The following is a 26,557-nucleotide window of genomic DNA, read 5'->3' as shown; positions in this document are numbered from 1 at the left end:
GCATGGCTTCGCTGAAAGACGTCGCAAAACTTGCCGGAGTCTCGTTGATGACGGTGTCCCGCGCCATCAATGAGCCCGGCAAGCTGCGGCCGGAAACCTATCGGCGCGTCAAACAGGCTATCGACCAGTTGGACTATGTGCCGGATCTGTCGGCGCGGCGTATTCGTGGTGACGGAAATCGCGTACAGACGCTCGGCGTGCTGGCGCTGGACACCGCCACGACGCCGTTCTCGGTGGACATGATCCTGTCGATTGAAAAAACCGCGCGCGAGCACGGCTGGAACAGCTTCGTCGTCAATCTGTTTGCCGACGACAACGCCGAACAGACCGTCGATCTGCTGCTGGCGCATCGCCCGGACGGCGTGATCTTCACCACCATGGGGCTGCGTCAGGTGGATGTGCCGGCCAAACTGTTGGACAAAAGGCTGGTGCTGGCCAACTGCGTCAGCCCGGCGCATGCGATCGCCAGCTACATTCCTGATGACGAGCAAGGCCAGTATGACGCGATGCGCACGCTGATCGCCAAAGGCTATCGTACGCCGCTGTGCATACATTTACCGGCGGATACGCTGGCGGCGGGGCTGCGCCGCCGCGGTCTGGAGCGCGCCTGGCGCGAAGCTGGGCGCGATGTTGAACAGCTGCGGCAGTATCATCTCGATCTGAGCGGCGGCGATCAAGGCTATCGCGGCTGCGTCGCGCTGCTGGCGCGGCATTTCTCTGCCGGCCGGCGCGATTGCGATGTCGTGGTATGCGGGAACGATCGGATAGCCTTTCTGGTGTATCAGGTATTGCTGGCGCAAGGATGGCGGATACCGCAACAGGTGGCGGTGCTGGGCTACGACAACATGGTTGGCATCGGCGAGCTGTTCCTGCCGGCGTTGACGACGGTGCAATTGCCGCACTACGAGCTGGGCCGCCTTGCGGCGCTGCATGTGATCGAGCAGCGGGAACAGCGTGATACGGTGAAAGTGCCTTGCCCGCTGTTGGAGCGTGGTTCGCTGTAACCGCACCGGGTGCGTCGCTGCGCGCCCGGTGCTCATTTCCACTACCCCCAGATGCTAGCCAGCCGCCATCCTGTGATGGGCTCGAACTCAGCCCGTCCGCCCTCGGCAAACAGGCTGAGGCGGCGATCCCCCTCCGTCGGATAAATGCGGCTGGTCAGGCAGGCCAATCCCTGATTAACGAAAATCTCCAGCGATGAACGGTCGATAAAGATCCGCAGCGACAGGATGTCACCCTCCGGCAGCGGCACGCTGCGGCAGGTGCTCAGGGCGGGGTTTTCATGAAAACGTTCCAGTACCAGTCGGTGCGCCTGATTATCGACGAACAGCCGCGCCGCACTCCCGATGGCCAGCCCGTAACGCTCGGCGTCGTTGTCGGCCGGTCTCAATGTCAGAGTGAGTTCCTGCACATCGTTCGCCAGCGGTAAATGCTGATTGGTCAGCGTCTGCGCCAAAAACGAGTGCGACGCTCGGCGCAGCGCCGCCAGTTCACGCGCCGGGTTCATGCGGACGCTGCCGTCGGCGGCCAGCGTCAGCTCGCGCGGCAGGGTGAGGGCGCCGGCCCAACGGTGCGCTTTGCTGGGCATCGGTGATTCCCACATATCCATCCAGGCAAACAGCAGCCGACGGCCGTCGGCGGCGGTGAAGGTCTGCGGCGCATAGAAATCGTGGCCGGCATCCAGCTCGCAGAAGGGTTGGGTCACCCTGAAGTCGCCGTCCGGTCGCCAGTGGCCGAGCAGATAGCCGCTCTGGAAGCGATTGCGGTAGCGGTAGCCCTGTGCCGCCAGGCCCTGCGGCGAAAACAGCAGCAGGTGTTGTTCCCCCAGCGGGAAGAAATCCGGGCATTCCCACATATACCCTTGATGCGCCGTTTGCGCGCCGGCCAGCACCCGATCGAAGCGCCAGGCGCGCAGGTCTGCAGAACGGTACAGGCGTACCTGGCCCAGGCCGTTTTCTTTAGCGCCGACCACCAGCCACCATTCGCCGTTCTCGCGCCAGACTTTCGGATCGCGGAAATGCTGAATGCCGTCCGGTGGGGCCAGCACCGGCCCGTGCTTGACGAAGCGTATGCCGTCTTCGCTGGTGGCCAGACATTGCACTTCCCGCACCTGGCTGTCGTCGCCGGGCTCGCCCAGCCACACGTGGCCGGTGTAAATCAGCGTCAGCACGCCGTTGTCATCCACGGCGCAGCCGGAAAAGCAACCGTCTTGGTCATAGGGCGCATCGGGTGCCAGGGCGATGGGCTGGTGCTGCCAGCGGATCAGATCGCGGCTGGTCGCGTGCCCCCAGTGCATGGGCCCCCAGTGTTCGTTATAGGGGTGATGCTGGAAGAACGCATGATAGACGCCGTCAATACAGATCAGGCCGTTGGGATCGTTGATCCAGCCGGCGGGCGGCGCGAGATGGAACTGCGGGTAGTAATCATCTCGGCGCTCTGCGCGCAGGGCCTCGACCGCATGGTCGGCTTGAGCTAAGGCAGTGTTCATTGGACAGACTCACTTGATTTAATGGCGGATGGAAAGGGCGCTGCCGTGGCGGAACGTTCGCCGCGCAGCAGGAAACAGGAAACAAGCGTCGTGGCGGCGACCGCACAGCCCATCAGCAGATAGGTGTCGGCAAAGCCGATGCGGTCATAACCGTAGCCCGCCAGCGGCGACAGGAAGCTGGCCATCACCTGGGTGATAAACTGAAAGCCCACCAGGTACAGCGTGGAGGAGAGGCGGCTGTCGAAGCGGCTGGCGATGTATTTGAAGATAGCGATCAGCAGGATCGGCAACTCTACGGCGTGCAGCAGTTTCATGGCGGAGATCATCAAGGCGCCGCTGACCAAGCCGGAGCCGAACATGCGCAGCGCCATCACGCTGCCCGCCAGCAACAGCCCCTGCTTGGCGCCGATGCGGTTCACCAGCAGCGGAGCCAGAAACATACCGCCGGCTTCGAGGAAGACCTGCAGCGAGTTGAGAAAACCGTACATCTCGTTGCCCTGTTCGCGTGACGCGAACTGTGAGGCGAAGTAGACCGAAAATTGTTGATCGAAAACGTTGTATACGCTGATGCCGAGCACAAACACCACCAACGCCCAGAAGCCCGGCATGCGCAGCAGCGCCAGCGCGTCCTGCAGCCGCAGGTTCTCCGGTTTGCCGAACGCCAGGCCGGCCATGGCGTTCGGCTTCAGCTCGCGCACCTGGCTGAGCAGCAACAGAAACACCACGGCGGCGGCGGAGGCCAGCCAGAAATTGATGTTCGGATCGATATTGAAGATAAAACCGGCCAGAAAGGTGGCGCTGGCCCAGCCGAGCGAGCCCCACATGCGGGCGCGGCCGAATTCGAAACCGCTGATGCGGCTGACGCGCTCGGTATAAGATTCCAGCGCGCCGATGCCGGCGAAGAAAGTGGCACCGATGAACAGCCCGCCGACCAACGCACCCAGCGGCAGGCTGCTCGCCAGCAGCGGGGCGTAAACGTAGATAAAGAACGGGCCGGTCAGCAGCAGCATCACGCCGAGAAACTGCAGCAGGTGCTTGCGCAGCCCAAGTTTGTCCTGAATAAAGCCGTACAGCGGCTGTGCGCACAGCGCCACCAGCGAGATAGCGGAGAAGATCAGGCCGGTCTCGGCGCCTTTCAGGCCGATCTTCTGATTCAGCCAGAGTGAGATCAGTGAAAAGCTGGAAGACCAGGTGAAGAAAAAGAAGAACAGCAGGCTGCTGAGCAGCACGTAATATTTTTTCGTTTCGCGGTTCATGGATAAGGTCCCGGTGAGTGAAATAAGCTTTATTGTTAACGTTAACTCGCGAAGGGATGAAGCTGTCCGATATCACACATGCGATGTTAATCACAAAAGTTAACGTTAACATCATTGATTTGTGATGTTTCTCACGCAGAGACGCGGATTAACGAGCGTGGTTACTCATCCTGCGGGGGGACATGAAACGGCGGCGATTGGCTGGCGGCCGCAAAGCGGGCGATCAAGAAATCCAACAGCAGGCGCACGCGCGGCGGCTGATAGGGCGAGCGGCGAAACACGGCGTAGATCCCGGCTTCATGCGGGGTGAAGTCGGGAAGAATGACTTTCAGACGCCCGCGGCGGATATCGTCCGCCGCATCCCAGATGGTTTTACGCGCGATGCCGTGCCCCGCTAAAGCCCACTGGCGCGCCAGCGCGCCGTCATTGGTCTCCCAGGCGCTCTCCAGCGGCACCGTGTGGCTCCAGGCCTGGCCGTCCAGGGAGAAATGGAACGTATTCAGCGGGCCGGCTGCGGTCACCAGTACGATAAAACGATGGCCGGTGAGATCGGCCGGCGTGCGCGGCTCGCCATATTGCGCCAGATACGCCGGAGAGGCGCACAGCACGCGTCGGCTGGCGGCCAGGCGCCGCGCGATGAGCGTTTCTTCGCGCGGCGCGCCGAAACGAATGGCGATATCCAGATCGTCCTGCAGCAGGTTGGATAGGGAGTCCGACAGTGTCAGCGCGATCTGCAGCCGGGGGTGTTCGGCGCAAAATTCTTCAATCCACTGATTGAGAAGGTTGCGCCCGAAATCGGCGGAGGCCGAGAGGCGAAGTTTACCGCACACGCCGCTTTGGCTGGCCTGCAGAGCCGCCTCGCCGTCGGCAATCGCCTGCAACGCGAGGGTGCAGTGTTGCAGATAAATGCGCCCTTCTTCAGTGAGACGCAGGCGGCGAGTGGTGCGATCGAAGAGTTTACTGTGCAGCGCCGCTTCCAGCTTGAACAACCGCGCGCTGGCGGCGGCGGGGGAAAGGCCGAGTTTGCGGCCGGCGGCAGAAAGGCTGCCCGATGCCGCCGCTTCGGCAAATAAACGCATGTCGCCCAGTCTGTCCGTTGCCATTTTTATCAATCTGGATTTGAAAATAATTCAAATGGTAGGCTAATTATCAATCCGTATGCAAGGTGAGACGCTGATGACTCTGCAATTGACCATGGGAGTTGTTGGTAATGAATGTTCACTCTGTTTCCACCGATAGCGATAATGCGCATGGCGCGCTGCCGCCGCTGAAAGCATTGCTGGCGCTGACGATGAGCAGCTTCATCGCGACCGCTAATGAGACTGTGCCGGCCGGCATGCTGCCGCAGATAGCCCGAGGCATGAGCATCAGCGAGGCGTGGGCGGGGCAAATGGTGACGTTGTGCGCGCTGGGCGCCGGGGCGGCGGCGATCCCGCTGACGTTGGCGCTGGGCGGGTGGCCGCGTCGCCGACTGCTGCTGTTGGCGATCGGCATCTTTTTGATCTGCAACGCGGTGACGGCGTTGTCACCCTGTTTTGGCGTGACGCTGGGGGCGCGCTTTTTGGTCGGCATCGCTACCGGGGTGACGTGGAGTCTGCTCGCGGGTTACGCGCGCCGTCTGGCCATCGTCTCATTGCAAGGGCGGGCGATGGCGATCGCCATGCTGGGGATCCCGCTGGCGTTGGCGTTGGGCGTACCGATGAGCGCCTGGCTTGGCGAACTGTTGGATTGGCGCTGGATTTTTGCCGTGCTGGCGAGCTTGAGCGCGTTGCTGCTAGTGTGGATCCGGCTGACGCTGCCCGAATTTTACGGTCGCCGAACGCCAGGCAATGCGCATTTGCGTGAGGTTTTCTGTCTTCCCGGCGTGCGGCCTATCCTTGCCGTATTGGCGTGTTGGATCCTGGCTCATTACACGCTGTATACCTATCTTGCGCCCTATCTTGCCGCGCGCGGCCTGGCGGCCAGGGTGGATTTGGCGCTGTTGGCGTTCGGCATCGCCGCCGTTGCGGGCATTGCGCTGACCGGCTTATGGGTGGATCGCTGGCTGCGTGCGCTGGTGCTGTTCAGCCTGGCGGCCTTCGCGTTGGTGGCGCTGGCGTTTGGCGTGGACGGTTTGCCCGCCGGGGCGGTTTACGTTGGCATGGTGGCATGGGGATTGAGTTTCGGCGGTGCGCCGACGCTGTTGCAGACATCACTGGCGGATGCCGCGGGTGAGCATGCCGATCTCGCCCAGTCGCTGCTGGTCACTTTCTTTAATCTGGCTTTTGCCGTCAGCGGCGCGTTGGGCGGAATTCTGCTGGCAAACGTCGGCGCTAACGCCATCCCCTGGATGGTTTTTTCCCTGTTGCTGGTGGGGTGGAGCATTGCCTGGGGCAGTGCAAAGCGCGGCTTCAGCGCCGAACGCCGCGCCGCGCTGAGGGGGCGGCGTCGCCCCCTGTAGCGAGATTAACGTTCGCTCAGCGAACGCAGGTGATCGTCACGGCGCAGCGTCATCAGCGCAAACAGGCTGACCACCGACGTGGCGACCACGTAGTAGGCGGGAATATCGATATTGCCGGTCTGTTTGATGAGGCCGGTGATAATCAATCCGGCAGAGCCGGAAAACACCGCATTGGAAAGTGAGTAAGCCAGCCCCAAACCGGTATAGCGCACCCGGGTCGGGAACATCTCCGCCAGCATCGCCGGGCCGGGACCGGCCAGCAGGCCGACCACGGCGCCGGCGATCATCACCGCCAGCCCTTTGACCCACAGTGAACTTTGCGCATCCTGCAACAGGTGCAACAGCGGAAAGGTGAACAGGATCACCGCCGTCACCGCCGTCAGCATCACCGTTTTTCGTCCCAGCCTGTCGCTGATGATGCCCGCCGGCAGAATGGTCAGGGCGAAACCGACGTTGGCCAGCACCGTCGCCACCAGCGCCTGTTGGAAGGTGGCGTGCAGCGAGGTTTGCAAATAGGAAGGCATCACCACCAGGAAGGTATAACCGGCGGCCGACCAACCCATCATGCGGCCGATGCCGATCAGAATGGTTTTCACCACGCCGCCCAGCTTCGCTTCCGGCGGTGGGGCGGCGTGTTCCGCACGTTGCTGCGCCTGGGTGAACGTGGGCGTTTCCTCGAGCTTGAGCCGCAGCCACAGCGCCACGGCGCCCATCGGCAGCGCCAGCAGGAAGGGAATACGCCAGCCCCAGTCATGCAACTGCTGTGCGCTGAGCAGCGCGGCCAGCAGCGCCACCAGTCCGGCCCCGGCCAGCAGGCCGAGCGCGACGGTCAGCGATTGCCAGGCGCCGAACAGCCCGCGCTTGCCCTTGGGAGCAAACTCGGTCATCAGTGATACCGCGCCGCCGAATTCGCCGCCGGCGAACAACCCCTGAAACATGCGCAGCAGCGTCAGCAGCAGCGGGGCGGCGACGCCGATCGAGGCGTAGGTCGGCATGACGCCGATCAGCGCGGTGGCCAGCGTCATCAGCAGCAGAACCGCAATCAGCGTCGGCCGGCGGCCGATGCGATCGCCGATGCGGCCGAAGATCACCGCGCCGATCGGTCGGCAGAAAAACGCCAGCGCAAAGGCGGCGTAGGTGAGGATCAGGCTGGTGATTTCATTTTCACCCTGCAGGGTGAAAAAATTGGCGGCGATGACGGTGGCCAGAAAACCGTATACCCCGAACTCATACCATTCGATAAAGTTGCCGACCGATCCGGCCAGCAACGCCTGACGCGAGCGGCGCGCGTCGAGAGTCTGTTGATTCATCCCCGTTCCCATACTTTTGAATTATTGTTCATCTGTTCTAAATTTATACGACAAAACAATCAATTGATTTCAGCGGGAACTGTGAGGCGCGATTCACCAGAGCAACGGCGCTGGCTCACGGCCATTTTCGGCGTAGTACAGCGACGGCAGGAACTGCGCCAGATAGCTGAACTCGTTGTAGCAGTGGCGCATCAGGTTAAACCCGATGTCGTCCGCCAGTTCGTCGTGGGCGTTGGCGCAGGCTTTACCTAGCAGGAAGCGGCTGCGCAGCACGCACCCATAGGGCGTATCACGTACCAGATGCAGCATCTCGCCGTCACAGGGATCGCCGTTGTCATCCAACGCCACCTGATCGCCGAAGCCGATGCGCGCGCAAACGGCGGCGGAGATTGCCTGCGCGTCGCGCGCCTGGCGCAGCGGCTGCGGCGCGAAGAAGTCCTCGGCGGCGTGAAACTTGAGGCGCGCCGCAACCGGCGGCAGCTCCGCCAGCCATTCGACCGCTTCGATGCTGGCGCCGACGTAGCTTTCCCCTTTTTTCCAGTGGCGATCCCAGCCGCGATGTTCGACGTGATCGTGCGGGTGCCACCAGTTGATGTGCTGGGTGTTCTCGAAGAAGGTGAACCACCAGTCCAGCATGCGCCCTTTACAACCGTGCAGATCGGTTCGAACCGCTACGGTGAGCAGGCCGTCGGCGCTGCGGCTCAGCCCCATTTCCAGCCGCAGCGGCTCGGGCCTGAGCAACTCGTTGATATCGTTGACGCCCCAGGGCGCCAGCAGGGAAGGGTGTGTCATAATGGGTTCCTGTTTTATTTTGGAAACTAAATGTGTTTCCAAAATAAAGCTATGTCGTTATGCTGAGTCTGTCAACGCTTGTGAGGAACAATTATGGCGAACCCGAATGAAGAACCGCTGCGCGATCGCGGCCGGCCGGCCACGCCGGAAACGGCGCTGCGCGCCGCGCTGACGCAGGCGACGCTGGCGCTGCTGCTCGACGGCGGATACGCCGCGGCAACGGTGGATGCAGTGGCGAAACGCGCCGGGGTAGCTAAAAAAACCCTGTATCGCTTTGCCGCCAATCGCGATGAGCTGGTGGCGCAGGCGGTGAGCGGCTGGACCGAGGCGTTTCAGCCGGCCTTCGCACAGGATGCCGGGCGGCGGGAGGCGGTTGCGCCGCTGTTGGAAACGGGACTGAAGGCGGTGGCGCAGCAGGTGCTGAGCGCCGAAGCGGTGGGCATGTTTCGGCTGCTGCAGAGCGATTTCCCGGGGCGTGAGGCGCTGCTGGACAGCTACCAGCGCAACGGCATTCAGCGCGGGCGAGCGACGGTGGCGGATTGGCTGCGGCGCCAGCAGCAATACGGCTGGTTGCTTGCGCGCGACTGGGCGCAAACCAGCGATCTGCTGCTGGCGATGACCATCGCCGAACCGCTGCGCCAGATGACGTTGGGGCTGCTGCCGCCAGGCAGCGCGATCGACGAACGCATCGCGGCGGCGGTGGCGCTGGTGATGCCGGGGTTGCTGCGCGGCGAAAACGCGGATTGCGCCGCATTGTGAGCCGCATTCATCTGTGGCATGTTAATTGTTCAATTTATGTCACTATTTTGCGATGCCCCCATGAATGCTGCTTACCCGTTCAAACAGGGCGATCTGTTCGCCTTGACCGTTTTTCTGGCCGTCGCCACCCATCGCAGCTTTCACGCGGCGGCGGTGGAGCTGGAGGTGACGCCGTCGGCGGTCAGCCACTCGATAAAAAACCTGGAACAGCGGCTTGGGGTGAGGTTGTTCAACCGCACCACGCGCAGCGTGGCGCCGACCGAAGCGGGTGAGCGTTTGGCGGCGCAGCTGCGCCCGGCGCTGTCGTCTATTTCGCAGGCGCTGCACGAAGTGGATGAATGGCGCGCCACGCCGAGCGGCACCGTACGCATCAACGCCAGCGAAGGGGCAGTCAGGCTGGTATTGCGTCCGTTGCTGGCCGATTTCCTGCGCGAGTACCCCCATATCCATCTGGACATCGTTTGCGACGGCAAGCTGAGCGATATCGTCGCCGAGGGGTTTGATGCCGGCATTCGGCTGGCGGAAGCCGTACCGCAGGACATGATCGCGATGCGCGTCAGCCCGCCCGTACGTTTCGCCGCCATCGCCGCGCCCGGCTATTTCGCCGTCCATGGGCGCCCGGCGACGCCGCAGGATTTGCTGCATCATAACTGCATCCGCTTTCGCTTCGACAGCGGCACGATTTACCGCTGGGAATTCGAACGTGATGGCGTGAGCGAGTCGATCGGCGTTACCGGCTCGCTGACGCTGACCGATCAGCCTCTGATGGTGGACGCCGCCATCGACGGTATCGGCATCGCTTTCGTTCCTGAGCATTTGGCGCTGGAAGCGCTGCACGACGGGCGTCTGGAGCGCGCGCTGGACGCGTGGTGTCCGGCTTATCCGGGGCTGTGCCTCTACTACTCCGGCCATCGCCACGTGTCGGGCGCGCTGAAGGCGTTGATCGAGTATCTGCGCGCGGCGCAGTCCTGATGCGTTCGCGTTCTGCTTTTGGCTACGCCAATTAGTGAGCCGCCTTCATCTCCACAGTGAGGTTCGCCTGCATTGTTGCGGCGCGGAGCCTGCCTTACGCTCATGAGGAGACGCCGGGCAACCGCCGGGCGCCACCCTGCTGCGAGGAGTTGATGATGGAAAAGAAGATGAAAGCGGTGGTTATGACCGGCGCCAATCGGCCCTGGGAAATCAGACAGGTACCGATGCCCCGGGCGGAACCGGGGCAGGTCCTGGTCAAAGTGCACGCCTCGGGCATGTGTTATACCGACGTATGGGCGACGCAAGGATATGGCGGCGATATTTATCCGCAAACGCCCGGCCATGAAGTGGTGGGGGAAGTGGTTGAGGTGGGGGCCGGCGTGCATACGCGGCAGATTGGCGATCGCGTCGGCACCACCTGGGTGCAATCGGCCTGCGGCCGCTGTCCGTACTGCCGCGAGAATCGGCCGCTAACCGGGCAAACGGCGATGAACTGCCCGGCGCCGCGCACCACCGGTTTTGCCGCCCAGGGCGGCCACGCCGAGTATATCGCCATCGCCGCTGAAGGCACGGTGTTGCTGCCGGACGGGCTGTCTTACATCGACGCCGCGCCGATGATGTGTGCGGGGTATACCACCTGGAGCGGCCTGCGCGACGCGGCGCCGCTGCCGCATGAGACGGTGGCGGTGTTAGGCATTGGCGGGCTGGGGCACGTCGCGTTGCAACTGTCGAAAGCCTGCGGTTTCGATACCGTTGCCATCACCCATTCGCCGGACAAGCACGCGCTGGCGAAGCAACTGGGCGCCGATCGCATCGTCGCCTCCGGCCAGGCGCTGCGGGAGAACGGCGGCGCGGACATTCTGCTGGTGACCACCAATGACTTCGACTCCGCGCAGGAGGCGATGAGCGGCTTGCGGGTCGATGGCCGCGTGGTGCTGTGCGGGCTGGACTTCAGTAAACCGTTCGCGATCTCTTCCGAAGGGGTGCCGTTCCATATGATGCGTCAGCGGGTGATCGGATCGACCCACGGCGGGCAGCACTACCTGAGTGAGGTGCTGAACCTGGCGGCGAAAGGCAAAGTGAAGCCGATGGTCGAGACTTTCACGCTGGATCAAGCCACGGAGGCTTATGAGCGGCTTGCCTCTGGCAACATGCGTTTTCGCGGCGTTTTCGTGCCGTCGGCGGCGTGAGAAAAGGGCCGAGGGTTCGGCCCTTGCAGACAGGTATGAAGGGCGCTGCGGCGCCCTGGTTGCTTTACAGCTTAGGCCCGGCCTTCACCAACTTTTCGCCCGCCGGGGTGACGGTATATTTGGCGAAGTTGTCGATAAAGCGCTGTGCCAGATCCTGCGCCTTCTCCTGCCACAGCGATTCGTCGGCGTAGGTTTTGCGCGGATCGAGGATCGACGGATCGACGCCCGGCAGTGCGGTCGGCACGTTCAGCCCGAAGATCGGCAGCGTGAAGGTCTCGGCCTGCTCAATGTCGCCATTCAAGATGGCGTCGATGATGCCGCGCGTATCTTTGATCGAGATGCGTTTGCCGCTGCCGTTCCAGCCGGTGTTCACCAGGTAAGCCTGGGCGCCGGCGGCCTCCATGCGTTTCACCAGCACTTCGGCGTACTGCGTCGGGTGCAGCGTCAGGAACGCGGCGCCGAAGCAGGCGGAGAAGGTCGGCGTCGGCGCGGTGATGCCGCGTTCGGTGCCGGCCAGCTTGGCGGTGAAGCCGGACAGGAAGTGGTATTGAGTCTGCTCCGGCGTCAGGCGCGATACCGGTGGCAGCACGCCGAAGGCGTCGGCGGTCAGGAAGATGATTTTGCGCGCGTGGCCGGCTTTGGACACCGGCTTGACGATGTTCTCGATGTGATAAATCGGGTAAGAGACGCGGGTGTTCTCGGTTTTGCTGGCGTCGTCGAAGTCGATGCTGCCGTCGGCCAGCACGGTGACGTTTTCGAGCAGCGCATCGCGGCGGATCGCCTGATAGATTTCCGGCTCCGCCTGCGGCGACAGCTTGATGGTTTTGGCGTAGCAGCCGCCTTCGAAGTTGAACACGCCGTCGTCGTCCCAGCCGTGCTCGTCATCGCCGATCAGCTGACGCTTAGGATCGGTGGAGAGGGTGGTTTTGCCGGTGCCGGACAGGCCGAAGAATACCGCCACGTCGCCTTGCTCGCCGACGTTGGCCGAGCAGTGCATCGACGCGATGCCCTGCAGCGGCAGCAGATAGTTCATGATCGAGAACAGGCCTTTCTTCATTTCGCCGCCGTACCAGGTGCCGCCGATCAGCTGCATGCGCTCGCTCAGATTGAAGGCGACGAAGTTCTCCGAGTGCAGCCCTTGCTGCTGCCAGTCCGGGTTGGTGCATTTGGCGCCGTTCATCACCACGAAGTCCGGCTCGAAGTCAGCCAGCTCTTCGTCGCTCGGGCGGATAAACATGTTTTTCACGAAGTGCGCCTGCCAGGCCACCTCGGTGATGAAGCGCACTTTCAGACGCGTGTCGGCGTTGGCGCCGCAGAACGCGTCCACCACGAACAGACGCTTGCCGGAGAGCTGATTGCCCACCAGCGTCTTTAGATGCTGCCAGACTTCCGGCGAGAGCGGCTGGTTGTCGTTCTTGCCGGTGCCGTTGTCCGACCACCAGACGGTATCGCGCGTGGTGTCGTCGCGCACGATGTATTTGTCCTTCGGCGAACGGCCGGTAAATTCACCGGTCGCGACGTTGACCGCGCCCAGTTGGGTGAGGGTGCCGCGCTCCAGCGGCGGCAGGTCGGCGCGGGTCTCTTCGGCGAACAGCAATTCATAACTGGGGTTATAGACGATGTCGGCGGCCTGATGGATGCCGTAGCGAGCGAGGGTTTGTGGGGTAACAGCGCGTGAAGACATATTCTACTTCCTTATGAGTCATATTATGCCTCTTTCCCGTGCGGTGCCGCGCGCAGGATTGAGATTCGGATCAAGCTGACCGGATTCAGCTAATGCGTTTCCGGTTCTTTATTAATAAAACAGGGGGCTTTTTCGCCCTCCTATAGCATAGCAGCGAATTTAAGCCTGCTTACTTTAATTACAAAATGCTGACGATAATTAATTAAAACCAACCTTGGCGGAGGGTCACAATATTGAATTTCGCCGGCGTAATTTAGTTTTGCATTTTTATTTTTTATCATATTGTCAGGGCTGTCTACTGTTTTATTTCTTATTAGAAAAAGCGAAATCCACAATAGGATTTTTCGTAATCATTTGTTTTTGCTTGGCTATGGCAGAGTTTTTGCGCCAGGTGAATCTAACCGTACTGTACGCTTGTCAGCAGGGTGAATAATGAAACAGATAAATGCAGAACTGGCCTGTGATAAAAATACGGCATCGTCCGAATCCTCAGGGTTAATTAATCAACTTCGTCAAATGGATATCGGCGCGGTACCGATCGCCTTGTTTATCACGATTTGCGCGATCGTAGCGATTTCCGCCTACGCCAACTTCCTGCCGAAGAATATGATCGGCGGCCTGGCGGTGATAATGACGCTGGGCTTCGCGCTGGCGCAGTTGGGAAAAAGTATTCCCGTGCTGCGCGATATCGGCGGGCCGGCCATTCTGTGTTTGATGGTGCCGTCGGTGCTGGTCTATTTCAATGTCTTCCAGCCTAACGTCATGGGCACCGTCCATCTGCTGATGAAAGACGCCAACCTGCTCTATTTCGTCATCGCCAGTCTGGTGGTCGGCAGCATTCTCGGCATGAACCGGGTGATCCTGATCCAGGGGATGATTCGCATGTTCGTGCCGCTGGTGGTGGGCACGATCACGGCGGTGATCACCGGGCTGCTGGTGGGCAAGCTGTTCGGCTTTACCTTCTATCACACCTTCTTCTTTATCATCGTGCCGATCATCGGCGGCGGCATCGGCGAGGGGATTTTACCGCTGTCGCTGGCCTATTCGGCGATCCTGGGCTCGACGCCGGACGTCTATGTCGCGCAGCTGGCGCCGGCGGCGGTGCTGGGCAACATCTTCGCCATCGTGACCGCCGGGGTGCTGGCGCGCATCGGCATGCAGCGCAAGGCGCTGAGCGGCGACGGCATGCTGATCCGTTCGGCGCAGGAGAACGCGATGTTCGCCATCAAGGAGCAAGGCGGCAACGTCGATTTCCAACTGATGGGCGGCGGGCTGCTGGTGATCTGCGCCTTCTTTATCGTCGGCGGCCTGTTCGAACACATCGTGCATATTCCCGGCCCGGTGCTGATGATCCTGTTCGCGGTGCTGTGCAAGTACTGCCGGGTGATCCCGGCTTCGATGGAAACCGGCGCGCACAGTTTCTACAAGTTCGTCTCCACCGCGCTGGTGTGGCCGCTGATGATCGGTCTGGGTATGCTGTACGTGCCGCTGGAAAGCGTGGTGGCGGTGTTCTCGGTCGGTTATGTGGTGGTCTGCGGCTCGGTAGTGCTGTCGATGGGGCTGGTCAGTTTTCTGATTGCGCCTTACCTGAAGATGTTTCCGGTGGAAGCGGCGATCGTCACCTGTTGTCACAGTGGCCTGGGCGGCACCGGTGACGTGGCGATCCTGTCGGCGTCGAACCGCATGGGGCTGATGCCGTTCGCCCAAATCGCCACGCGCATCGGCGGCGCTTCCACGGTCATCGGCGCGACGCTGCTGCTTGGTTGGTTAGTCTGAGTCCAGAGTATCTTATGGATAACCGGGGTTGGATTGCCCCGGTTTTTTTATGCGTTTTTTTTCGCTTATCGTGATAGTGCTGATTATTGCCTTGAAAATCATTCGTGTGGCGCAAATGCATAGCCGTACTTTATCTAAGAAAATTCTGTAATCGGTGAAAATGTGTCTATTCTTTTCTCTTAAGGGATTATCGTTCTCATTCAGAGTGCCGAGGGAAGGCGCCATCGCATTACCGATATCCCCGTATTGATTCAACACCGGGCCGCTGCCGTTCAGGCAATCCGCCAGTTGGGGCATCCCCCCGATTGAATTGACGAATATGGAGATAAGGTTATGTCATCAAGCAATGCTTCCGTTAAGGCCGAAGGCGTATTAGCCCTGCTGGGCGCTTATAAACCCGATGAAGACGACACCATTACCGTGCTTCATCCGTCGAAAACGTTCGAAAACGCCGGCCTGGAGCTGGTGCGCGGCGATCGCAGTTGGCACGACAAGAGCGTGACCGACACGCCGGTCTCTTTGACCTACAGCTTCTGGGAAAAGGCGCCGGGCAACATGTCGAGCATGGGCATTAGCGGCTTCAGCAGCTTTAACGCCGAACAGCGCGAGCAGGCTAAACTGTCGCTGCAGTCATGGTCAGACGTGGCTAACATCACCTTCACCGAAACCAGCAACACCGCCGCCGCCAACATCAAATTCGGCCTGTTCGACTACAGCTCGCGCGGCTCCTATGCCTTCGCGTATAACCCGGACACCTCGCCTTCGGTCGCCGGGCAGACCTGGTATAACGCCAAGAACCACACCTTCGTCAACAACCAGATCCATGAGAACGAGTACGGCCGCCAGACCTTCACCCATGAAATCGGCCATGCGTTGGGGCTGCAGCACCCGGGCGACTATAACGCCGCACCGGGCGTCAGCATCACCTACGCTAAAGACGCGACCTACTTTGAGGACAGCCGCGCGCACAGCCTGATGAGCTATTTCAGCGAAAGCAACACCGGGCAGGACTTTAAAGGCGCGTACTCTTCCGGGCCGTTGCTCAACGACATCACGGCGATCCAGCATTTCTACGGCGCCAACATGACCACCCGCACCGGCGATACGGTTTACGGTTTCAATTCCAACACCGATCGCGACTTCCTCACCGCCACCGGCGCGCAGGACAAAATAATCTTCACCGCCTGGGACGCCGGCGGCAACGACACCTTCGATTTCTCCGGCTTTGGCCAGAATCAGCGCATCAACCTGAATGAAAAGGCGTTCTCGGACGTCGGCGGCCTGAAAGGCAACGTGTCTATCGCTGCCGGCGTAACGATTGAAAACGCCATCGGCGGGTCGGGTAACGATGTGCTGGTGGGCAACGCCGCCGATAACGTGCTCAAGGGCGGCGCGGGCGATGACGTGTTGTACGGCGGTAAGGGGGCGGATCAGCTGTGGGGCGGCGCCGGCAAGGACACCTTCGTCTATTTCGCGGCGGAAGAGTCAACGGCGGCGGCGCCGGATTGGATCCGCGACTTCGTGCGCGGCGAGGACAAGATCGATCTGACGCTGTTCAACACCGGCAGCGCCGACGGCATTCGCTTCGTCGATCAGTTCAGCGGCAAGGCGGGCGAGGCGACGCTGAGCTACGATGCGCAAAATCACGTCAGTGACGTGGCGATCAACCTGGGCGGCGCCTTTGACGGCAGCGATTTCCTGGTGAAAGTGGTGGGACAGCCGCTGGATGCGGGTGATTTCGTGCTGGCCTGATGCAGACAACAAAAATAGGGCACTTTGGGCAAAAACCCGACAATTCCTATTAATTACGTCATATTAGCGTGACATAGTAGCGCGCAGAAGGCCGGGCTTGCATACCTCGGGCTTCTGTCGGATCGCCAACCTTCTTCGGTTGGCGATTCATTTTCCGCCTTTCAGCATGTTGATGGCGGCGCCGAGCAGGATGCGCCGTTCGATATCGTTGCTGTCCGCCAGCTGCCGCGCCAGATGTTTTTCCAGCGTTTCCACCGACAGCGCTTCGCCGCGATGACGCAGCTGCATCACGCCGTCGCCGATCAGGCGTGCGACCTCATCCCATACGGGTTTAATCTCCTGTTCCGAGAACGTCATGGTCTACCTCGGCTGGTTGATTTCTGCCCAATGTAGCAGCTGAGCTGCGGCTTCGCTACCCGCCGCATAAAACAGGAAATATAAAAAACAAGCCATCAGTATTTCTTCTGGTTTTTACGCTCAATACTTGCGGTGTCGAAAAGCAGGAGAAAACATCATGAACTGGGTCGAAACCTTGGCGGAGTACTACCGCCTGAGCCGCACGGGTGAAACGCAGCATTGGCTGTGTCGCCGCTGGTTGCTTCAGGGGGAGGCGCGTTTGGCCTATTTGCGGGAGTTGCTGGAGCCGACCGCGCCACGGCGGCGGTGAACAGGGCGCCGGCGTTGCCGGCGTCATTTCGCGGGATCAACCGAAGGCGATCGCCGCCCAACGCAACAGCAGCAGCGCTAGGCAGATCAGCAGCAGCACCACCACCATTTTACCGAGCTTATTGCCCATGCGCTTTGTTGCCACGCTGTCCTCCCTTTTAGCTGAAATACCACCCGCCGGCGAGGAGGATGAGGAAAAGCGTCACTAACGCGACGCCGTTGAGTAAGTCGCTGAACGTATCGTCAGCATCGATGTCATTTTGCCGCATGTTACCGCCTGGCGGACGCCATTGGGTGAATAATGTTCACAGTATGCCCCCCGCCGCGCGACAGGCACAGCGAAGAACGGTAAAAACGCGTAAAGGTGGCGGTGGCGGAACGCGCAGTCGCGCCTGCGACGGATGCAGACGGCCGGCAATACGTTGTACTATCCTGTCTGCATTGAGGCATTTTTCCAAAAGGTATAATCATGGCGACGGCAATTCCACAGAAATACGAACACCTTGAGCGTTGGGCATTCGGCGATACCGAGCAGCAGGCCGATGAAGTGGTGCAATTGATCCTCAATGGCACCAAAACGGCCACCTGTTCCAACCTGGACGGCGAGGGGATCCCGCAGGCCGGCGATCTGTTCCTGGTGGTGGACGGCAAGGGGAAACCGGTCTGCGCGGTTGAGCTGACCGCGGTGGAAATGAAAACTTACGATCAGGTCGATGAAACGCACGCCTTTGCCGAAGGCGAGGGCGATCGCTCGCTGGCGCATTGGCGCAAAGAGCTGCAGCGCTTCTTCGAAGAGTACGATCTGTTCTCGCCGGACATGACGCTGGTGTTGATGAATTTCAAAGTCGTCGACAAATTCTAATCTTATGCGCGCCGTTCCCTACGAGTGCCAGTGGGCGAGCCCGGAGTTGGCCGCCGATCTGATAGCCGGCCGCGCGACGCTGGCACAAGACGAAAATTGGGCGCGCAGCGGCGCCCGCGATCGGGCAGAGTACATCGAGTGGGCCAACCACGTGTGCGGCATGGCCTGCCTGAAAATGGTGCTGGGCCATCGCGACGGCGAAACGCCGCCGCTGTTGGAACTGGCGCGCTGCAGCCTGCCCTACGGCGCCTATGTGCGCGAGGGTGAACGGATAAAGGGCCTGATTTACGCGCCGTTCGTCGAGTACGTGCGCGAGCAGTTCGCGCTGCACGCGGAGGTGAAGGTGGGGCTGGAAGCTGCCGACGTGCCGGCGCTGCTCAGCGAATGCCGCTACTTTATCGCTTCGGTGCATCCCGCCATTCGCCGGCCGGAGAGCACACCGCCGCACAGGGGCGGGCATCTGGTGCTGATCACCGCCGCCGATGCGCAAAGCGTGACCTTCCACAACCCTTCGGGCGACAGCCCGGCGACGCGCGAGCGGGTATGCCTGCCGCTCAGCCGCTTCGCCGCTTTCTTTGCCGGCCGCGGCATCGCCATCGCATAAAAAAACGCGCTGTTTCCGATGAAAACAGCGCGTTGTCAGCCGTTCTGATGCACTATCATGCCAGCCGCATCACCCAGGCGTCCGCCTGCCGATCGTAGTGTTGCTTGTACAGCAGCGACTGTTTGCCGTCGAGGATCGCCGGGATGCTGGTGTGTTCATCCCAGCCGTCCAGCTGCATGCACAGATCCGGATCGGACTTGCAGGGAATGCTCAGGGTGCCGGCACGGTCGGCGCCGGCGTGAAGATGCGCGTCATCGACCTCGAAGCTGCCAATTTTTACGACGGTTTTGCTCATGGGAACTCCTTGCTCAATGGTGTGGTAGGAGGTTAGACCAGTTCGGTCATCGGTAAGAGCATAGCCAAATGAGCAAAAAATGCCACATAAAAATTACATTTTGGAAACAATTTCCACGCCGGCAAAACACAACGCCTAGTACTCCACCACAAAACTGAGGTTGTCTTGATAGCTGCCGACCGCCACTTCCGTCTGCGCCGCATTGACCGCCGCCTTATACGGGATGCTTTGCGCCAGCCCGGTGCCGGCGCCGCTCTGTTTGTTGGTGCTATCCCAAACGGTCGTCGTGTTAGGCAAGTAAATCTGGTACTGCATGAAGTTGCTGGTGCCGCTTTTCATGCGCCGCCAACCGGTGACCGGGTTATTGCCGTTGGTGAAATAGGTGTTGTATCCCTCGGTTTTGGTGCAGGTCAGGGTGATGCTCTGATTGACAGGATTGAACTGCCCGACCAACGCCATGCTGCCGAAGTTGACGTTGGGCGCGGTGCCGATCAGGCAATCTTTGGTGATGGTGACGCTGACGCTGACCGTGCTGGGTTTATCGACGCCGTCCCACCAAACGCACAGGCCGAGCACGCCCAGACCGCAAATATGGTAATTCCAGATCAGGTTGATGCTGTCGGTATAGGTTCCTGCGCGCACGTTGGCGCCGGCGGTGGTTTTGATATACAGCGGAAAGTTGACGTTGGAGGAAATCAGGATCAGCGACAGTAGGTTGAGCGAGCTGTAGTCGATGGTTTGGCCGATGCTGTAAGGATATTGGTAGTTGGCGTCGGGATAGATCAGGTAAGCGATTTTATCGCCGGAACCGTCGGTGTTGGCAACCGCCATATTGTTGGTGGTGGAGGCGATTTTAACCGTGACGGTGTTTTGCGACAGCAAACTGAGCCCAAGCCCGGTGCAGTTGAGGCCGGCAGTGCCCTGGGCGTTAATCTGCCCGTTGTAGACCACGAAAGAGCTGCTTCCCGGTAAGGTGACGGTGCCGTTGGTGGTGGCGCAGTCGGCGAATGCGCGCTGACAGAGCAGCAGCGAGAGGGTTAGCAATAAGGCTTTCAATCCCCGAAACATAGTGACTCTCCGTCGTTGAATTAGCGGCAGACAACCGGGCCGACGCGCTGGATGCCCTGAGGCTTCGCCAGACTGAATTCCGCCTGACACGGCGGGCTGCCGTCGGCCGGGATCACGCTCAGACGATTGTGTTGTTGCACCGGGTCGATATAGGTCATGCCGTCCCAACCGACATAGCTTTGCTGATTGCCGCCAACCACCGCCACCTGGCTGCCGTTGGCTAGCGGTTTGCCTTGCTCGTCAACCAGTTCGACGTCGGCGGCGGAGATGGGTTGGATGGGGAACTCAACCAGAAAACCGCTGTGATCGCGAATGGCGACGGTTTTTTCCACCGTCGGCAGCGCGACGTCGGCGGGCAGGCTAAGCGGATCAATCTGGAATTTCGCATGGTAGTAAGAGGTGACGGTAGGCACCAGTAAATAGCCCTGGGCATCGGTCTTGCCGATCGGCTGGTTCTCATAGCTCACCGGAATGTCGGCGTATCCTTGCGTGGACACCAGCGCAAAGGCATCGTTGATGGTGTTGGTGGCGTATACGCCGCCGTTCATCGCCACCAGCGAACCGCTGATTTCGCCCCAGTGGTTGGTTTCATCGCGGGTGCCGTATACGCCCGCTCGGGCTTCGAGTCTGCGGGTTCGCCAGGTCAGATCCGCCTGGCGGTAATCGCCGCCGCTCGGGTTATTGGCGTAGGCCAGATTCCAGCCGAAACCGCCATCGGTCGGCGCGGCGCGGCTGTAGCTGACGCGTTCGCTCCAGCGGTTGTTGTTGTCGCGCGCGGCGCTGAGGCTGGCCGTGCCCCAGCTGTCAAACGGAATGGAGAGCTGCAGTTGGGCGCTGTAACCGCTGCTGCCGATTTCCCGGTTGAGGGAGGCGTACAGGCTGCTGTTGCGCCAAAGCGACACACTGTAGGACAGGTTCACCAGGCGGGTCCGTTGAGCGATGGCGTCGCGAACGTCAAAATAACCGGCGCCGAGGCTGCCTAGCCGGCCCAGGCTGACGCTGCCGGTCAACTGATCGGTGCGACGGCTCAGACGGTAGTCGCTTTTATACACGGAAATGTCGCCAAAATCGGCGCTGCGCAGGATGCGTTGCGCGTTGAGGCTGAAACGTGGGTTGCTGTAGGTGTAGCCAAAGCTGCTCTGATCGCCGTGGTTGCCGGTGTAGCGATAGACGGGCTGAGGATCTGGCTGCTGCAACGGCCTGCCGGTCAGCGGGTCATAATAGGCGGGGGATGGTATCGGCCGGCCGCCGTTAAACGCGTCGTCGCTGGCCTGGCTGACGCTGTAGGACGCGTTGAGAACCCCCCATTGTCCGACGCGAATGTCGGCGCCGCCGCCGCCGACCGCCAACTCGGCTGCGCCTTCGGCGCGCCCTTCCAGGGTTAACCAATCAGTGACGCCGTAACGTAAACTGGCGCTGCCTACCCATTGCCCGTAATCGGCAGAATTCAACCCGTAGTTGCGTCGCAGCAAGCCGGTGGAAATGCTGAAATCGCTCATGCCGGTCTGCAGCAGGTTGCTGGCCACGTAGAACGGTACCGTGGTGCTGACCTGGCGGCCGAGGGCGTCGGTGGTGACGACGGTGGCCTGACCCGCGCCGTTAATGTAGGGCACGCTGTTGAGGGTAAACGGCCCGGGATTAATGTTGGTGGTGCTGTTTTTATAGCTGTTGATGTATAAATCGACGCTGCTGGGCAATGCCGCCTGGCCGGAAAACTGCGGCAACGGGTAGGTGATAAGATCCGGGCGCACCGCGAAATTGCGCGCCAATTGCAAGCCGCCGATGCGCACGGCGCTGCTCCAGGGGAGCGAGCCGGTGGTAAGGTCACCGGCGATCACACTCAGCATCCGTTGATCATCGTTGAAACGCCAGTAGCTGTCGTACCGAATATAGCGACCGCCATCGTCGTTTGGCCCGCCGTTAAACCCGCTGCGGTAGATGCCGGTGTTGGCGACGACGCCGAACCCGTCGAACAGGCGCTGTTCGCTCCACGCCGACAGGTAGCCCGGCCGGCCATTGCCGTTGCTTTGGCTGGCGTAGATGTCGTAGTTGAACAGCAAACCGAGGCTGCTTTGCGCCGGCAAGCGCTGCAACGGTGAACGGGCGCTGATGGTTTGCTGCGGCAACCAGTCGTTGGGCACGTTGATCAGCAACTGCTGGCTCTCGCCGCTGTAGCTGACATCCACCTTCTCCAGCCGATCGACGGCGATTTCTTTCGCCTGTTTATCCGCTACCGGCAGCCCGGCGTCGAGCAGTTGTTGGGGTGTCATGTAGTAATGGCCGCCGCGGTAGTTGACCGGCACGACGTTGCCGGTTTGGCGCCCGTTGACGACCGGCTCCAGATACAGCGTGGTGTCCGGCATGCTGACGGCGCTGGGCGGCGGCGGCAGATCGTCGCCGAGCGCAAACGGCAGCCAGCCGCCGGCCGCCATGCTCAGCATGGCAAACGCCAGCGGCTTAAGGCTGAAGCGCCGCGTCGATAGCCTCCCTGTCGGCTGCACCTGGGCCTCAATAAGACGGAATGACTACGGGCTGTTTGTTGTCATTGACCGTGGCCATCAGCTTGCCGCTGCTGAAAGCGCCTGCGGGCGGCAAGGCGAAGCGCATCTGTGAACCGGGCAGCACGTATCCCATCAGGCCAGGATTCAGGCTGCGGCCTTGCAGCGTCACTTTCGAGATACGGGCATGCACTGCGCCTTGGTTTCGCACCTCCAGCCAGCGTTCGCTGCTTTGCTGCTGTAGACGATAGCTGAGCTGGGGTTGGCTGGCGGTCGCGTAATCGCGCGGTTTTTCGCTGTCCTGTTTGGTCCAAATGCCTTTGCCGCTGACGAACAGCGGCACCGAGTAGCGCATCTGGAATTTCAGCCCCATCTCCGCGCCGCCGGGAGCGGCGCTCGACGCTGGTTCTTTCACCGGCACTTCATCGACCAAAATGCGGTAGGCGCGCTCCTGTCCCGCCGCCGGGGCCGACTGTTTGATCAGGCGTATCAGTTGGCGTTTGCCTGGCGCTATCGACGCCACCGGCGGGCTGGCGATCACGTCGCTTTGGTTGCTGTAATCGTCTTTGCTGGCGGTTTGCTGCCAACCCAGCACGCGAATTTGCATATAGACCGGTTTGCTGTCGCGATTTTCCAGCCACAGCGCGGTGGCCTGCTGTTGATCTTCAATCACCGGATCGATCGGCCAAATGAGAATGGAAGCCGCGGCCAGGGCGTGCTGTTGGCTTGCCAGGAGCAAGGCTGCCGTTAACGGCAGTCGGAAGGGTATGCGCATAACTCAATCCTTATTGCAAAAAACTTAATAAGTGACCGTCAACAAGACCGTATCGCTGTAAACGCCACTGGTGGGCAGGGTACTGGTCGAAAACAGACGGGCGTAAACCTTGATTTCTTGCGTGCTGCCGGTGGCGGCGACGGTCTGCGCCGCACCGCCGTTGGCGCCATCTCCCCAAAGGGTGGCGTAGTTGCTGTCTTGATAAAGTTGATACAGCAGCGTTTCCGCCGTGACGGCATTTTGTAATTTTCTGCCGCCGGCGATGGATCCGGTCACGTGATTGCCGACGCCGAGGGCCAGCGTAACGCTCAGCCCCGGGTTGCAGCGAAACAGCACCGAACCGGCACCGCTGCTGGAGACGATGCTGACTGCGTTGCTCAGCGAGGACAACTGGCCGAAGTTCAGGGTGCCGAAGGTGGTCACGTCACTGACGCCGCTGCCCAATACGCAGCCTTTTACCACGGTTGCATTGACGGTGAACGGCTGGCTTTTGGTCAAATCGTTGACGCCGGTATCGCTTTGGGCCGGGGAGAGCGGCAGGCAGAACAGCAAACCGCAAATGGAAGCGCGCATCGTCATTACCAATTGATCGTGACCTGTACCGTATCGGTGTAGCTGCCTGTCGGGGGTGTGGACTGCGCCGGGATCATGCCATAGACCGGCAGCCAGTTGTCCGTACCGTTGGCGGTTTGTGACACGCCCGTCAGATTATCCCAAATGGTGCTGTGGGCGGCGTTGGTGTACAGGTTGTAATTCACCCGTTGGCCTGCCGCGCTTTGCAGGTAGCGGGCAGCGGTATTGCCGCTTTGCCCGCCGCCAAGCAGAACGCTGTAGCTGGTGCCGTTGGTGCATTTCACCCGAATGGCGCCGGCGTTTTGCTGCCCGGCGACGCTGGTTGCGGTGCTGAGAAAATACAGCGTGCCGAAATTCAGCGTGCCGAAGCTGACGTTGCCACCTGAGCTGCTGCCGGCCTCACAGGCGCTGAGCAAGGTCGCGCTGACGCCGAGGGTCGCGGTTTTACTGTCGGCCTGCGCCAACAGGCTGCACGCCCATAATCCGCAGCAGCAAAGCGCGCGCCGCACCGTTACCAGGTGACCGTCATCGTGACGGTGTCGTTATAGGTGTCCGCCGCCGGGGTAGATCCGGCCGCCGGTACGCGGCCATAGACGATCAGCGGAACGGCGGCGCCGGTGCCGGTGCCGGTTCGCGCGTTGGCGCCGCTGCCCCAGGCGGTGGTGCGTGCGGCATCCTGGTACAGGTTATAACTGATGAATGCGCCTGCCGTGCTGGCCATGCGGCGTTGGGTGCCTGAAGTGACGTGGAGCCCGTTGTCCAGCGCCACCGTGTAGTCTGTGCCGGTGGTGCAGGTCAATGACAGCGTACCGGCCCCCCCTGCGCCGGTGGCGCTGGCGTCGATGATGTTGGCCAGTGAAGAGTAAGTGCCGAAGCTGATAGAGCCGAAGTCGTTGACGGAACCGCTGCTGTTGCCGCCTCCCACGACGCAACCGGCGCCGATGGTCAGCGTCACGCCTAACGTGCCTTGAATGGTGCCTGCTGCGTTAGCCGCGCCGTTGGCGCACAGCAGGGTTGCTACCGAGGTCAATGCCATCAGAGTTTTTTTCATCTTATATTCCTTGCCGTATGAGAGAAAGCCCGCAAAGACGCCACCCAGAGGTGGGTTGAACGTATTCATTTAGCTGCACTTTAATTAATAGAATAAGAATCGGGAATTGTCTTGATGAAAACGAGAAACTTTTTATTCTCATTCCCCGGCTGGCGGGGCTTTCAGGCGAGGTATGCCGATAAAGTGAAATGATTAGAATAATAACGAACGGCGATGGGAATATTATTAGCGTTATTTTATCGCCGGGGAGTTTCATTCCCCGGCGCGGTATTGTTTACAGGTGGAAATCCAGTGCGCCATCCCGCACCAGCTCGCGCGGCAGGTTATTCTTGATACGGCTGCCAATGCGCTTGGCGATGCCCAGAGGTTGCCCCTGATAGGTGACGATGCACTCGTCGCCCGCCGGTGGCTGCTGCGGATAGAGATCGCGGCCGTGATACCACTCCTGGGCCAGCGCGGCGTCCAGCTCGAAATGCTGTTTGCCGCCGGCGCCCGCGAGGGCGATCGCCGCTTCGTGCTGCCAACGGAAACCTTTCGGGAAACGCTCCGCCAGCTTGAGACCGATGCGCGAGAAGCGCACCTTGCCGAACAGCGGCTCCAGCTCGGCCGGGAACAGCCAGATTTCCTTATCGCGCTCCCACAGCCGGCTGTCATCGCCCCAGGTTAAGCCGGATGCGGCGGCGGCTTGGGCGACCAGCGCCGTCTCTTTGCCGGACAGCGGGCTGAACGGAAACTTACCGACTTTATAGGTCGGCTTCGCCAACGGTGCCACGGCGTGCTGTTTGCGCAGACGGGCGACGAAAAAGCCTTCGCTGTCGTAAATCTGCGGGAAGACGTGCAGAAAACCTTCGGCGGTCAATGCCTTGTCGGCGCCGGGGAACAGCGAACCCAGCGGCTCGACGCTGACCGCGTCGCCGTAGGTGTCCAGCAGCCAACGCACCACCTGCTGATTTTCCTGCGCATTGAGGGTACAGGTGGAGTAAACCATCACGCCGCCCGGCGCCAGCGCATGGAACGCGCTGTCGATCAGCTCGCGTTGGGTGGCGGCGATTTCGGCGACGCTGTCCGGCGACCAGTTGCTCATGGCGTCCGGATCCTTGCGTACCACGCCTTCGCCGGAGCAGGGGGCATCGAGCAGAATGGCGTCGAAGCTCTCCGGCAGCGCGGCACCGAACACCCGGCCGTCGAAGTGGGTCAGCGCGGTGTTCTTCACGCCGCAGCGGCTGATATTGGCGTGCAGCACTTTCACCCGGCTGGCGGAGTATTCGTTGGCGACGATGCCGCCCTGGTTGCCCATCAACGCGGCGATCTGGGTAGTTTTGGATCCTGGCGCCGCCGCCACGTCCAGCACGCGATTCGGCGCCGCGGCGCCGGCGAACAGCGCGCTGACCGGCAGCATCGAACTGGCCTCCTGAATGTAAAACAGGCCGCTCAGGTGTTCGGCGGCGCTGCCGAGGCGCAGTTCCTCATCGTCACGTTCGATCCAGAACCCTTCCGCGCACCAGGGAATGGGCTCCAGTCGCCAGTCGTAATCCTGCACCAGCACTAGGAAGTCGGCGACGCTGATTTTCAGCGTGTTGACGCGCAGACTGCGGCGCAGCGGGCGCTGACAGGCGGCGATAAAATCTTCCATCGCCAGCTCGGCGGGCATGATGGCGCGGGTGGCGTCAAGGAAAGCGGGGGGCAGAAAAACGGCGGTGGATTTGGCCACGGGGCGAACTCTCAGGGTGCAATAAAGACAAGGGC

At 61.0% G+C, this 26,557-nt stretch carries 26 protein-coding genes; 10 read left to right on the top strand and 16 right to left on the bottom strand.

Going from position 1 to position 26,557, the window contains the following annotated elements; translation table 11 throughout:
- Window positions 1-2: 2 nt before the first annotated feature.
- The gene (locus tag JL05_RS18180) at window positions 3-1,004 is read left to right on the top strand and encodes a LacI family DNA-binding transcriptional regulator (protein WP_033633253.1); all 1,002 of its coding nucleotides are present in this window, start codon (window positions 3-5) and stop codon (window positions 1,002-1,004) included.
- Between the two features lie 41 nt (window positions 1,005-1,045).
- On the opposite strand, the gene JL05_RS18175 is transcribed toward JL05_RS18180, so the two are convergent.
- The 3 genes from JL05_RS18175 to JL05_RS18165 form a co-directional block, all read right to left on the bottom strand.
- Window positions 1,046-2,488, bottom strand: coding sequence for a glycoside hydrolase family 32 protein (locus JL05_RS18175; RefSeq protein ID WP_033633252.1), 1,443 nt, complete (start codon window positions 2,486-2,488; stop codon window positions 1,046-1,048).
- Window positions 2,485-3,744: an MFS transporter gene (locus JL05_RS18170; protein WP_033633251.1), complete on the bottom strand. Its 1,260-nt coding sequence runs from the start codon at window positions 3,742-3,744 to the stop codon at window positions 2,485-2,487. Before JL05_RS18170 ends, JL05_RS18175 begins: the two co-directional genes overlap by 4 nt.
- Before the next feature lie 161 nt (window positions 3,745-3,905).
- Window positions 3,906-4,847, bottom strand: coding sequence for a LysR family transcriptional regulator (locus tag JL05_RS18165; protein WP_033633250.1), 942 nt, complete (start codon window positions 4,845-4,847; stop codon window positions 3,906-3,908).
- A 107-nt stretch (window positions 4,848-4,954) separates the two neighbouring features.
- Here JL05_RS18165 and JL05_RS18160 point away from each other — a divergent pair, with 107 nt between their 5' ends.
- A complete protein-coding gene (locus JL05_RS18160; RefSeq protein ID WP_033633249.1) occupies window positions 4,955-6,184 on the top strand; it encodes an MFS transporter in 1,230 nt (409 codons plus the stop codon).
- A 5-nt stretch (window positions 6,185-6,189) separates the two neighbouring features.
- On the opposite strand, the gene JL05_RS18155 is transcribed toward JL05_RS18160, so the two are convergent.
- Both JL05_RS18155 and JL05_RS18150 read right to left on the bottom strand, forming a co-directional pair.
- Window positions 6,190-7,494 carry an MFS transporter gene (locus tag JL05_RS18155; RefSeq protein ID WP_033633248.1) on the bottom strand — a complete coding sequence of 435 codons (1,305 nt, stop codon included), beginning with the start codon at window positions 7,492-7,494 and terminating at the stop codon, window positions 6,190-6,192.
- Between the two features lie 93 nt (window positions 7,495-7,587).
- Window positions 7,588-8,286 carry a DAPG hydrolase family protein gene (locus JL05_RS18150; protein WP_004941325.1) on the bottom strand — a complete coding sequence of 233 codons (699 nt, stop codon included), beginning with the start codon at window positions 8,284-8,286 and terminating at the stop codon, window positions 7,588-7,590.
- A 93-nt stretch (window positions 8,287-8,379) separates the two neighbouring features.
- On the opposite strand from JL05_RS18150, the gene JL05_RS18145 reads away from it, so the two are divergent.
- From JL05_RS18145 to JL05_RS18135, 3 genes are all read left to right on the top strand, one after another.
- Window positions 8,380-9,045, top strand: a complete 666-nt coding sequence (locus tag JL05_RS18145) for a TetR/AcrR family transcriptional regulator (protein WP_033633247.1) — start codon at window positions 8,380-8,382, stop codon at window positions 9,043-9,045.
- Between the two features lie 60 nt (window positions 9,046-9,105).
- The gene (locus tag JL05_RS18140; protein WP_033633246.1) at window positions 9,106-10,017 is read left to right on the top strand and encodes a LysR family transcriptional regulator; all 912 of its coding nucleotides are present in this window, start codon (window positions 9,106-9,108) and stop codon (window positions 10,015-10,017) included.
- A 167-nt stretch (window positions 10,018-10,184) separates the two neighbouring features.
- On the top strand, window positions 10,185-11,207 hold the full coding sequence (locus JL05_RS18135) for an alcohol dehydrogenase catalytic domain-containing protein (RefSeq protein WP_099032637.1): 1,023 nt from the start codon (window positions 10,185-10,187) through the stop codon (window positions 11,205-11,207).
- Between the two features lie 64 nt (window positions 11,208-11,271).
- On the opposite strand, the gene pckA is transcribed toward JL05_RS18135, so the two are convergent.
- Window positions 11,272-12,891 carry a phosphoenolpyruvate carboxykinase (ATP) gene (pckA, locus tag JL05_RS18130; RefSeq protein ID WP_015377656.1) on the bottom strand — a complete coding sequence of 540 codons (1,620 nt, stop codon included), beginning with the start codon at window positions 12,889-12,891 and terminating at the stop codon, window positions 11,272-11,274.
- Between the two features lie 432 nt (window positions 12,892-13,323).
- On the opposite strand from pckA, the gene JL05_RS18125 reads away from it, so the two are divergent.
- Both JL05_RS18125 and JL05_RS18120 read left to right on the top strand, forming a co-directional pair.
- The gene (locus tag JL05_RS18125) at window positions 13,324-14,667 is read left to right on the top strand and encodes a 2-hydroxycarboxylate transporter family protein (protein ID WP_015377657.1); all 1,344 of its coding nucleotides are present in this window, start codon (window positions 13,324-13,326) and stop codon (window positions 14,665-14,667) included.
- A 333-nt stretch (window positions 14,668-15,000) separates the two neighbouring features.
- Window positions 15,001-16,419, top strand: coding sequence for a serralysin family metalloprotease (locus JL05_RS18120; protein ID WP_033633244.1), 1,419 nt, complete (start codon window positions 15,001-15,003; stop codon window positions 16,417-16,419).
- Window positions 16,420-16,566: 147 nt separating this feature from the next.
- On the opposite strand, the gene JL05_RS18115 is transcribed toward JL05_RS18120, so the two are convergent.
- Window positions 16,567-16,776 carry a hypothetical protein gene (locus JL05_RS18115; RefSeq protein ID WP_004931526.1) on the bottom strand — a complete coding sequence of 70 codons (210 nt, stop codon included), beginning with the start codon at window positions 16,774-16,776 and terminating at the stop codon, window positions 16,567-16,569.
- 157 nt (window positions 16,777-16,933) lie between these two features.
- On the opposite strand from JL05_RS18115, the gene JL05_RS25605 reads away from it, so the two are divergent.
- Window positions 16,934-17,086, top strand: coding sequence for a hypothetical protein (locus tag JL05_RS25605; protein ID WP_004931524.1), 153 nt, complete (start codon window positions 16,934-16,936; stop codon window positions 17,084-17,086).
- Window positions 17,087-17,122: 36 nt separating this feature from the next.
- Here the strand turns inward: JL05_RS25605 and yniD are convergent, their stop codons facing one another.
- On the bottom strand, window positions 17,123-17,215 hold the full coding sequence (yniD, locus tag JL05_RS25790) for a small membrane protein YniD (RefSeq protein ID WP_021505513.1): 93 nt from the start codon (window positions 17,213-17,215) through the stop codon (window positions 17,123-17,125).
- A 339-nt stretch (window positions 17,216-17,554) separates the two neighbouring features.
- Between yniD and JL05_RS18110 the strand changes: the two genes are divergently transcribed.
- Both JL05_RS18110 and JL05_RS18105 read left to right on the top strand, forming a co-directional pair.
- A complete protein-coding gene (locus tag JL05_RS18110; protein WP_033633243.1) occupies window positions 17,555-17,947 on the top strand; it encodes an ASCH domain-containing protein in 393 nt (130 codons plus the stop codon).
- A gap of 4 nt (window positions 17,948-17,951) precedes the next feature.
- Entirely contained in the window at window positions 17,952-18,551 is a 600-nt protein-coding gene (locus JL05_RS18105; RefSeq protein WP_033633242.1) for a C39 family peptidase, read from the top strand.
- A gap of 55 nt (window positions 18,552-18,606) precedes the next feature.
- On the opposite strand, the gene JL05_RS18100 is transcribed toward JL05_RS18105, so the two are convergent.
- The 8 genes from JL05_RS18100 to rsmF all read right to left on the bottom strand — a co-directional run bounded on the left by JL05_RS18100 (window position 18,607) and on the right by rsmF (window position 26,522).
- Entirely contained in the window at window positions 18,607-18,846 is a 240-nt protein-coding gene (locus tag JL05_RS18100) for a DUF1480 family protein (RefSeq protein ID WP_004931517.1), read from the bottom strand.
- A 135-nt stretch (window positions 18,847-18,981) separates the two neighbouring features.
- Window positions 18,982-19,914 carry a Csu type fimbrial protein gene (locus tag JL05_RS18095; protein ID WP_004931514.1) on the bottom strand — a complete coding sequence of 311 codons (933 nt, stop codon included), beginning with the start codon at window positions 19,912-19,914 and terminating at the stop codon, window positions 18,982-18,984.
- Between the two features lie 20 nt (window positions 19,915-19,934).
- A complete protein-coding gene (locus JL05_RS18090) occupies window positions 19,935-22,355 on the bottom strand; it encodes a fimbria/pilus outer membrane usher protein (protein ID WP_174435784.1) in 2,421 nt (806 codons plus the stop codon).
- 67 nt (window positions 22,356-22,422) lie between these two features.
- Window positions 22,423-23,187, bottom strand: coding sequence for a fimbrial biogenesis chaperone (locus JL05_RS18085; RefSeq protein ID WP_033633241.1), 765 nt, complete (start codon window positions 23,185-23,187; stop codon window positions 22,423-22,425).
- Between the two features lie 24 nt (window positions 23,188-23,211).
- Window positions 23,212-23,760, bottom strand: a complete 549-nt coding sequence (locus JL05_RS18080; RefSeq protein ID WP_162837984.1) for a Csu type fimbrial protein — start codon at window positions 23,758-23,760, stop codon at window positions 23,212-23,214.
- A gap of 5 nt (window positions 23,761-23,765) precedes the next feature.
- The gene (locus tag JL05_RS18075) at window positions 23,766-24,269 is read right to left on the bottom strand and encodes a Csu type fimbrial protein (protein ID WP_033633239.1); all 504 of its coding nucleotides are present in this window, start codon (window positions 24,267-24,269) and stop codon (window positions 23,766-23,768) included.
- Window positions 24,270-24,271: 2 nt separating this feature from the next.
- The gene (locus JL05_RS18070; protein ID WP_015377665.1) at window positions 24,272-24,811 is read right to left on the bottom strand and encodes a Csu type fimbrial protein; all 540 of its coding nucleotides are present in this window, start codon (window positions 24,809-24,811) and stop codon (window positions 24,272-24,274) included.
- 274 nt (window positions 24,812-25,085) lie between these two features.
- Window positions 25,086-26,522 (bottom strand): 16S rRNA (cytosine(1407)-C(5))-methyltransferase RsmF, encoded by a 1,437-nt coding sequence (gene rsmF, locus JL05_RS18065; RefSeq protein ID WP_033633238.1) that lies wholly within the window; start codon window positions 26,520-26,522, stop codon window positions 25,086-25,088.
- Between the last annotated feature and the right edge of the window lie 35 nt (window positions 26,523-26,557).

Source organism: Serratia nematodiphila DZ0503SBS1, from assembly GCF_000738675.1.
GTDB classification, from domain to species: domain Bacteria; phylum Pseudomonadota; class Gammaproteobacteria; order Enterobacterales; family Enterobacteriaceae; genus Serratia; species Serratia nematodiphila.
The sequence above is the reverse complement of the archived record's forward strand: the minus strand, read 5'-3'. Positions and strand labels throughout refer to the sequence as shown.

Excerpts from the sequence above, each read along its gene's own strand:
- JL05_RS18105 (WP_033633242.1), top strand. The coding sequence starts at position 17,952 with ATGCGCGCCGTTCCCTACGAGTGCCAGTGGGCGAGCCCGGAGTTGGCC.
- JL05_RS18180 (WP_033633253.1), top strand. The coding sequence starts at position 3 with ATGGCTTCGCTGAAAGACGTCGCAAAACTTGCCGGAGTCTCGTTGATG.
- JL05_RS18165 (WP_033633250.1), bottom strand. The coding sequence starts at position 4,847 with ATGGCAACGGACAGACTGGGCGACATGCGTTTATTTGCCGAAGCGGCG.
- JL05_RS18095 (WP_004931514.1), bottom strand. The coding sequence starts at position 19,914 with ATGTTTCGGGGATTGAAAGCCTTATTGCTAACCCTCTCGCTGCTGCTC.
- JL05_RS18090 (WP_174435784.1), bottom strand. The coding sequence starts at position 22,355 with ATGCTGAGCATGGCGGCCGGCGGCTGGCTGCCGTTTGCGCTCGGCGAC.
- JL05_RS18115 (WP_004931526.1), bottom strand. The coding sequence starts at position 16,776 with ATGACGTTCTCGGAACAGGAGATTAAACCCGTATGGGATGAGGTCGCA.
- JL05_RS18155 (WP_033633248.1), bottom strand. The coding sequence starts at position 7,494 with ATGAATCAACAGACTCTCGACGCGCGCCGCTCGCGTCAGGCGTTGCTG.
- JL05_RS18120 (WP_033633244.1), top strand. The coding sequence starts at position 15,001 with ATGTCATCAAGCAATGCTTCCGTTAAGGCCGAAGGCGTATTAGCCCTG.
- yniD (WP_021505513.1), bottom strand. The coding sequence starts at position 17,215 with ATGGGCAATAAGCTCGGTAAAATGGTGGTGGTGCTGCTGCTGATCTGC.
- JL05_RS18175 (WP_033633252.1), bottom strand. The coding sequence starts at position 2,488 with ATGAACACTGCCTTAGCTCAAGCCGACCATGCGGTCGAGGCCCTGCGC.
- JL05_RS25605 (WP_004931524.1), top strand. The coding sequence starts at position 16,934 with ATGAACTGGGTCGAAACCTTGGCGGAGTACTACCGCCTGAGCCGCACG.
- JL05_RS18100 (WP_004931517.1), bottom strand. The coding sequence starts at position 18,846 with ATGAGCAAAACCGTCGTAAAAATTGGCAGCTTCGAGGTCGATGACGCG.
- JL05_RS18140 (WP_033633246.1), top strand. The coding sequence starts at position 9,106 with ATGAATGCTGCTTACCCGTTCAAACAGGGCGATCTGTTCGCCTTGACC.
- JL05_RS18080 (WP_162837984.1), bottom strand. The coding sequence starts at position 23,760 with ATGCGCGCTTCCATTTGCGGTTTGCTGTTCTGCCTGCCGCTCTCCCCG.
- JL05_RS18145 (WP_033633247.1), top strand. The coding sequence starts at position 8,380 with ATGGCGAACCCGAATGAAGAACCGCTGCGCGATCGCGGCCGGCCGGCC.
- pckA (WP_015377656.1), bottom strand. The coding sequence starts at position 12,891 with ATGTCTTCACGCGCTGTTACCCCACAAACCCTCGCTCGCTACGGCATC.
- JL05_RS18160 (WP_033633249.1), top strand. The coding sequence starts at position 4,955 with ATGAATGTTCACTCTGTTTCCACCGATAGCGATAATGCGCATGGCGCG.
- JL05_RS18150 (WP_004941325.1), bottom strand. The coding sequence starts at position 8,286 with ATGACACACCCTTCCCTGCTGGCGCCCTGGGGCGTCAACGATATCAAC.
- JL05_RS18085 (WP_033633241.1), bottom strand. The coding sequence starts at position 23,187 with ATGCGCATACCCTTCCGACTGCCGTTAACGGCAGCCTTGCTCCTGGCA.
- JL05_RS18070 (WP_015377665.1), bottom strand. The coding sequence starts at position 24,811 with ATGAAAAAAACTCTGATGGCATTGACCTCGGTAGCAACCCTGCTGTGC.
- JL05_RS18110 (WP_033633243.1), top strand. The coding sequence starts at position 17,555 with ATGGCGACGGCAATTCCACAGAAATACGAACACCTTGAGCGTTGGGCA.
- JL05_RS18135 (WP_099032637.1), top strand. The coding sequence starts at position 10,185 with ATGAAAGCGGTGGTTATGACCGGCGCCAATCGGCCCTGGGAAATCAGA.
- JL05_RS18125 (WP_015377657.1), top strand. The coding sequence starts at position 13,324 with ATGAAACAGATAAATGCAGAACTGGCCTGTGATAAAAATACGGCATCG.
- JL05_RS18170 (WP_033633251.1), bottom strand. The coding sequence starts at position 3,744 with ATGAACCGCGAAACGAAAAAATATTACGTGCTGCTCAGCAGCCTGCTG.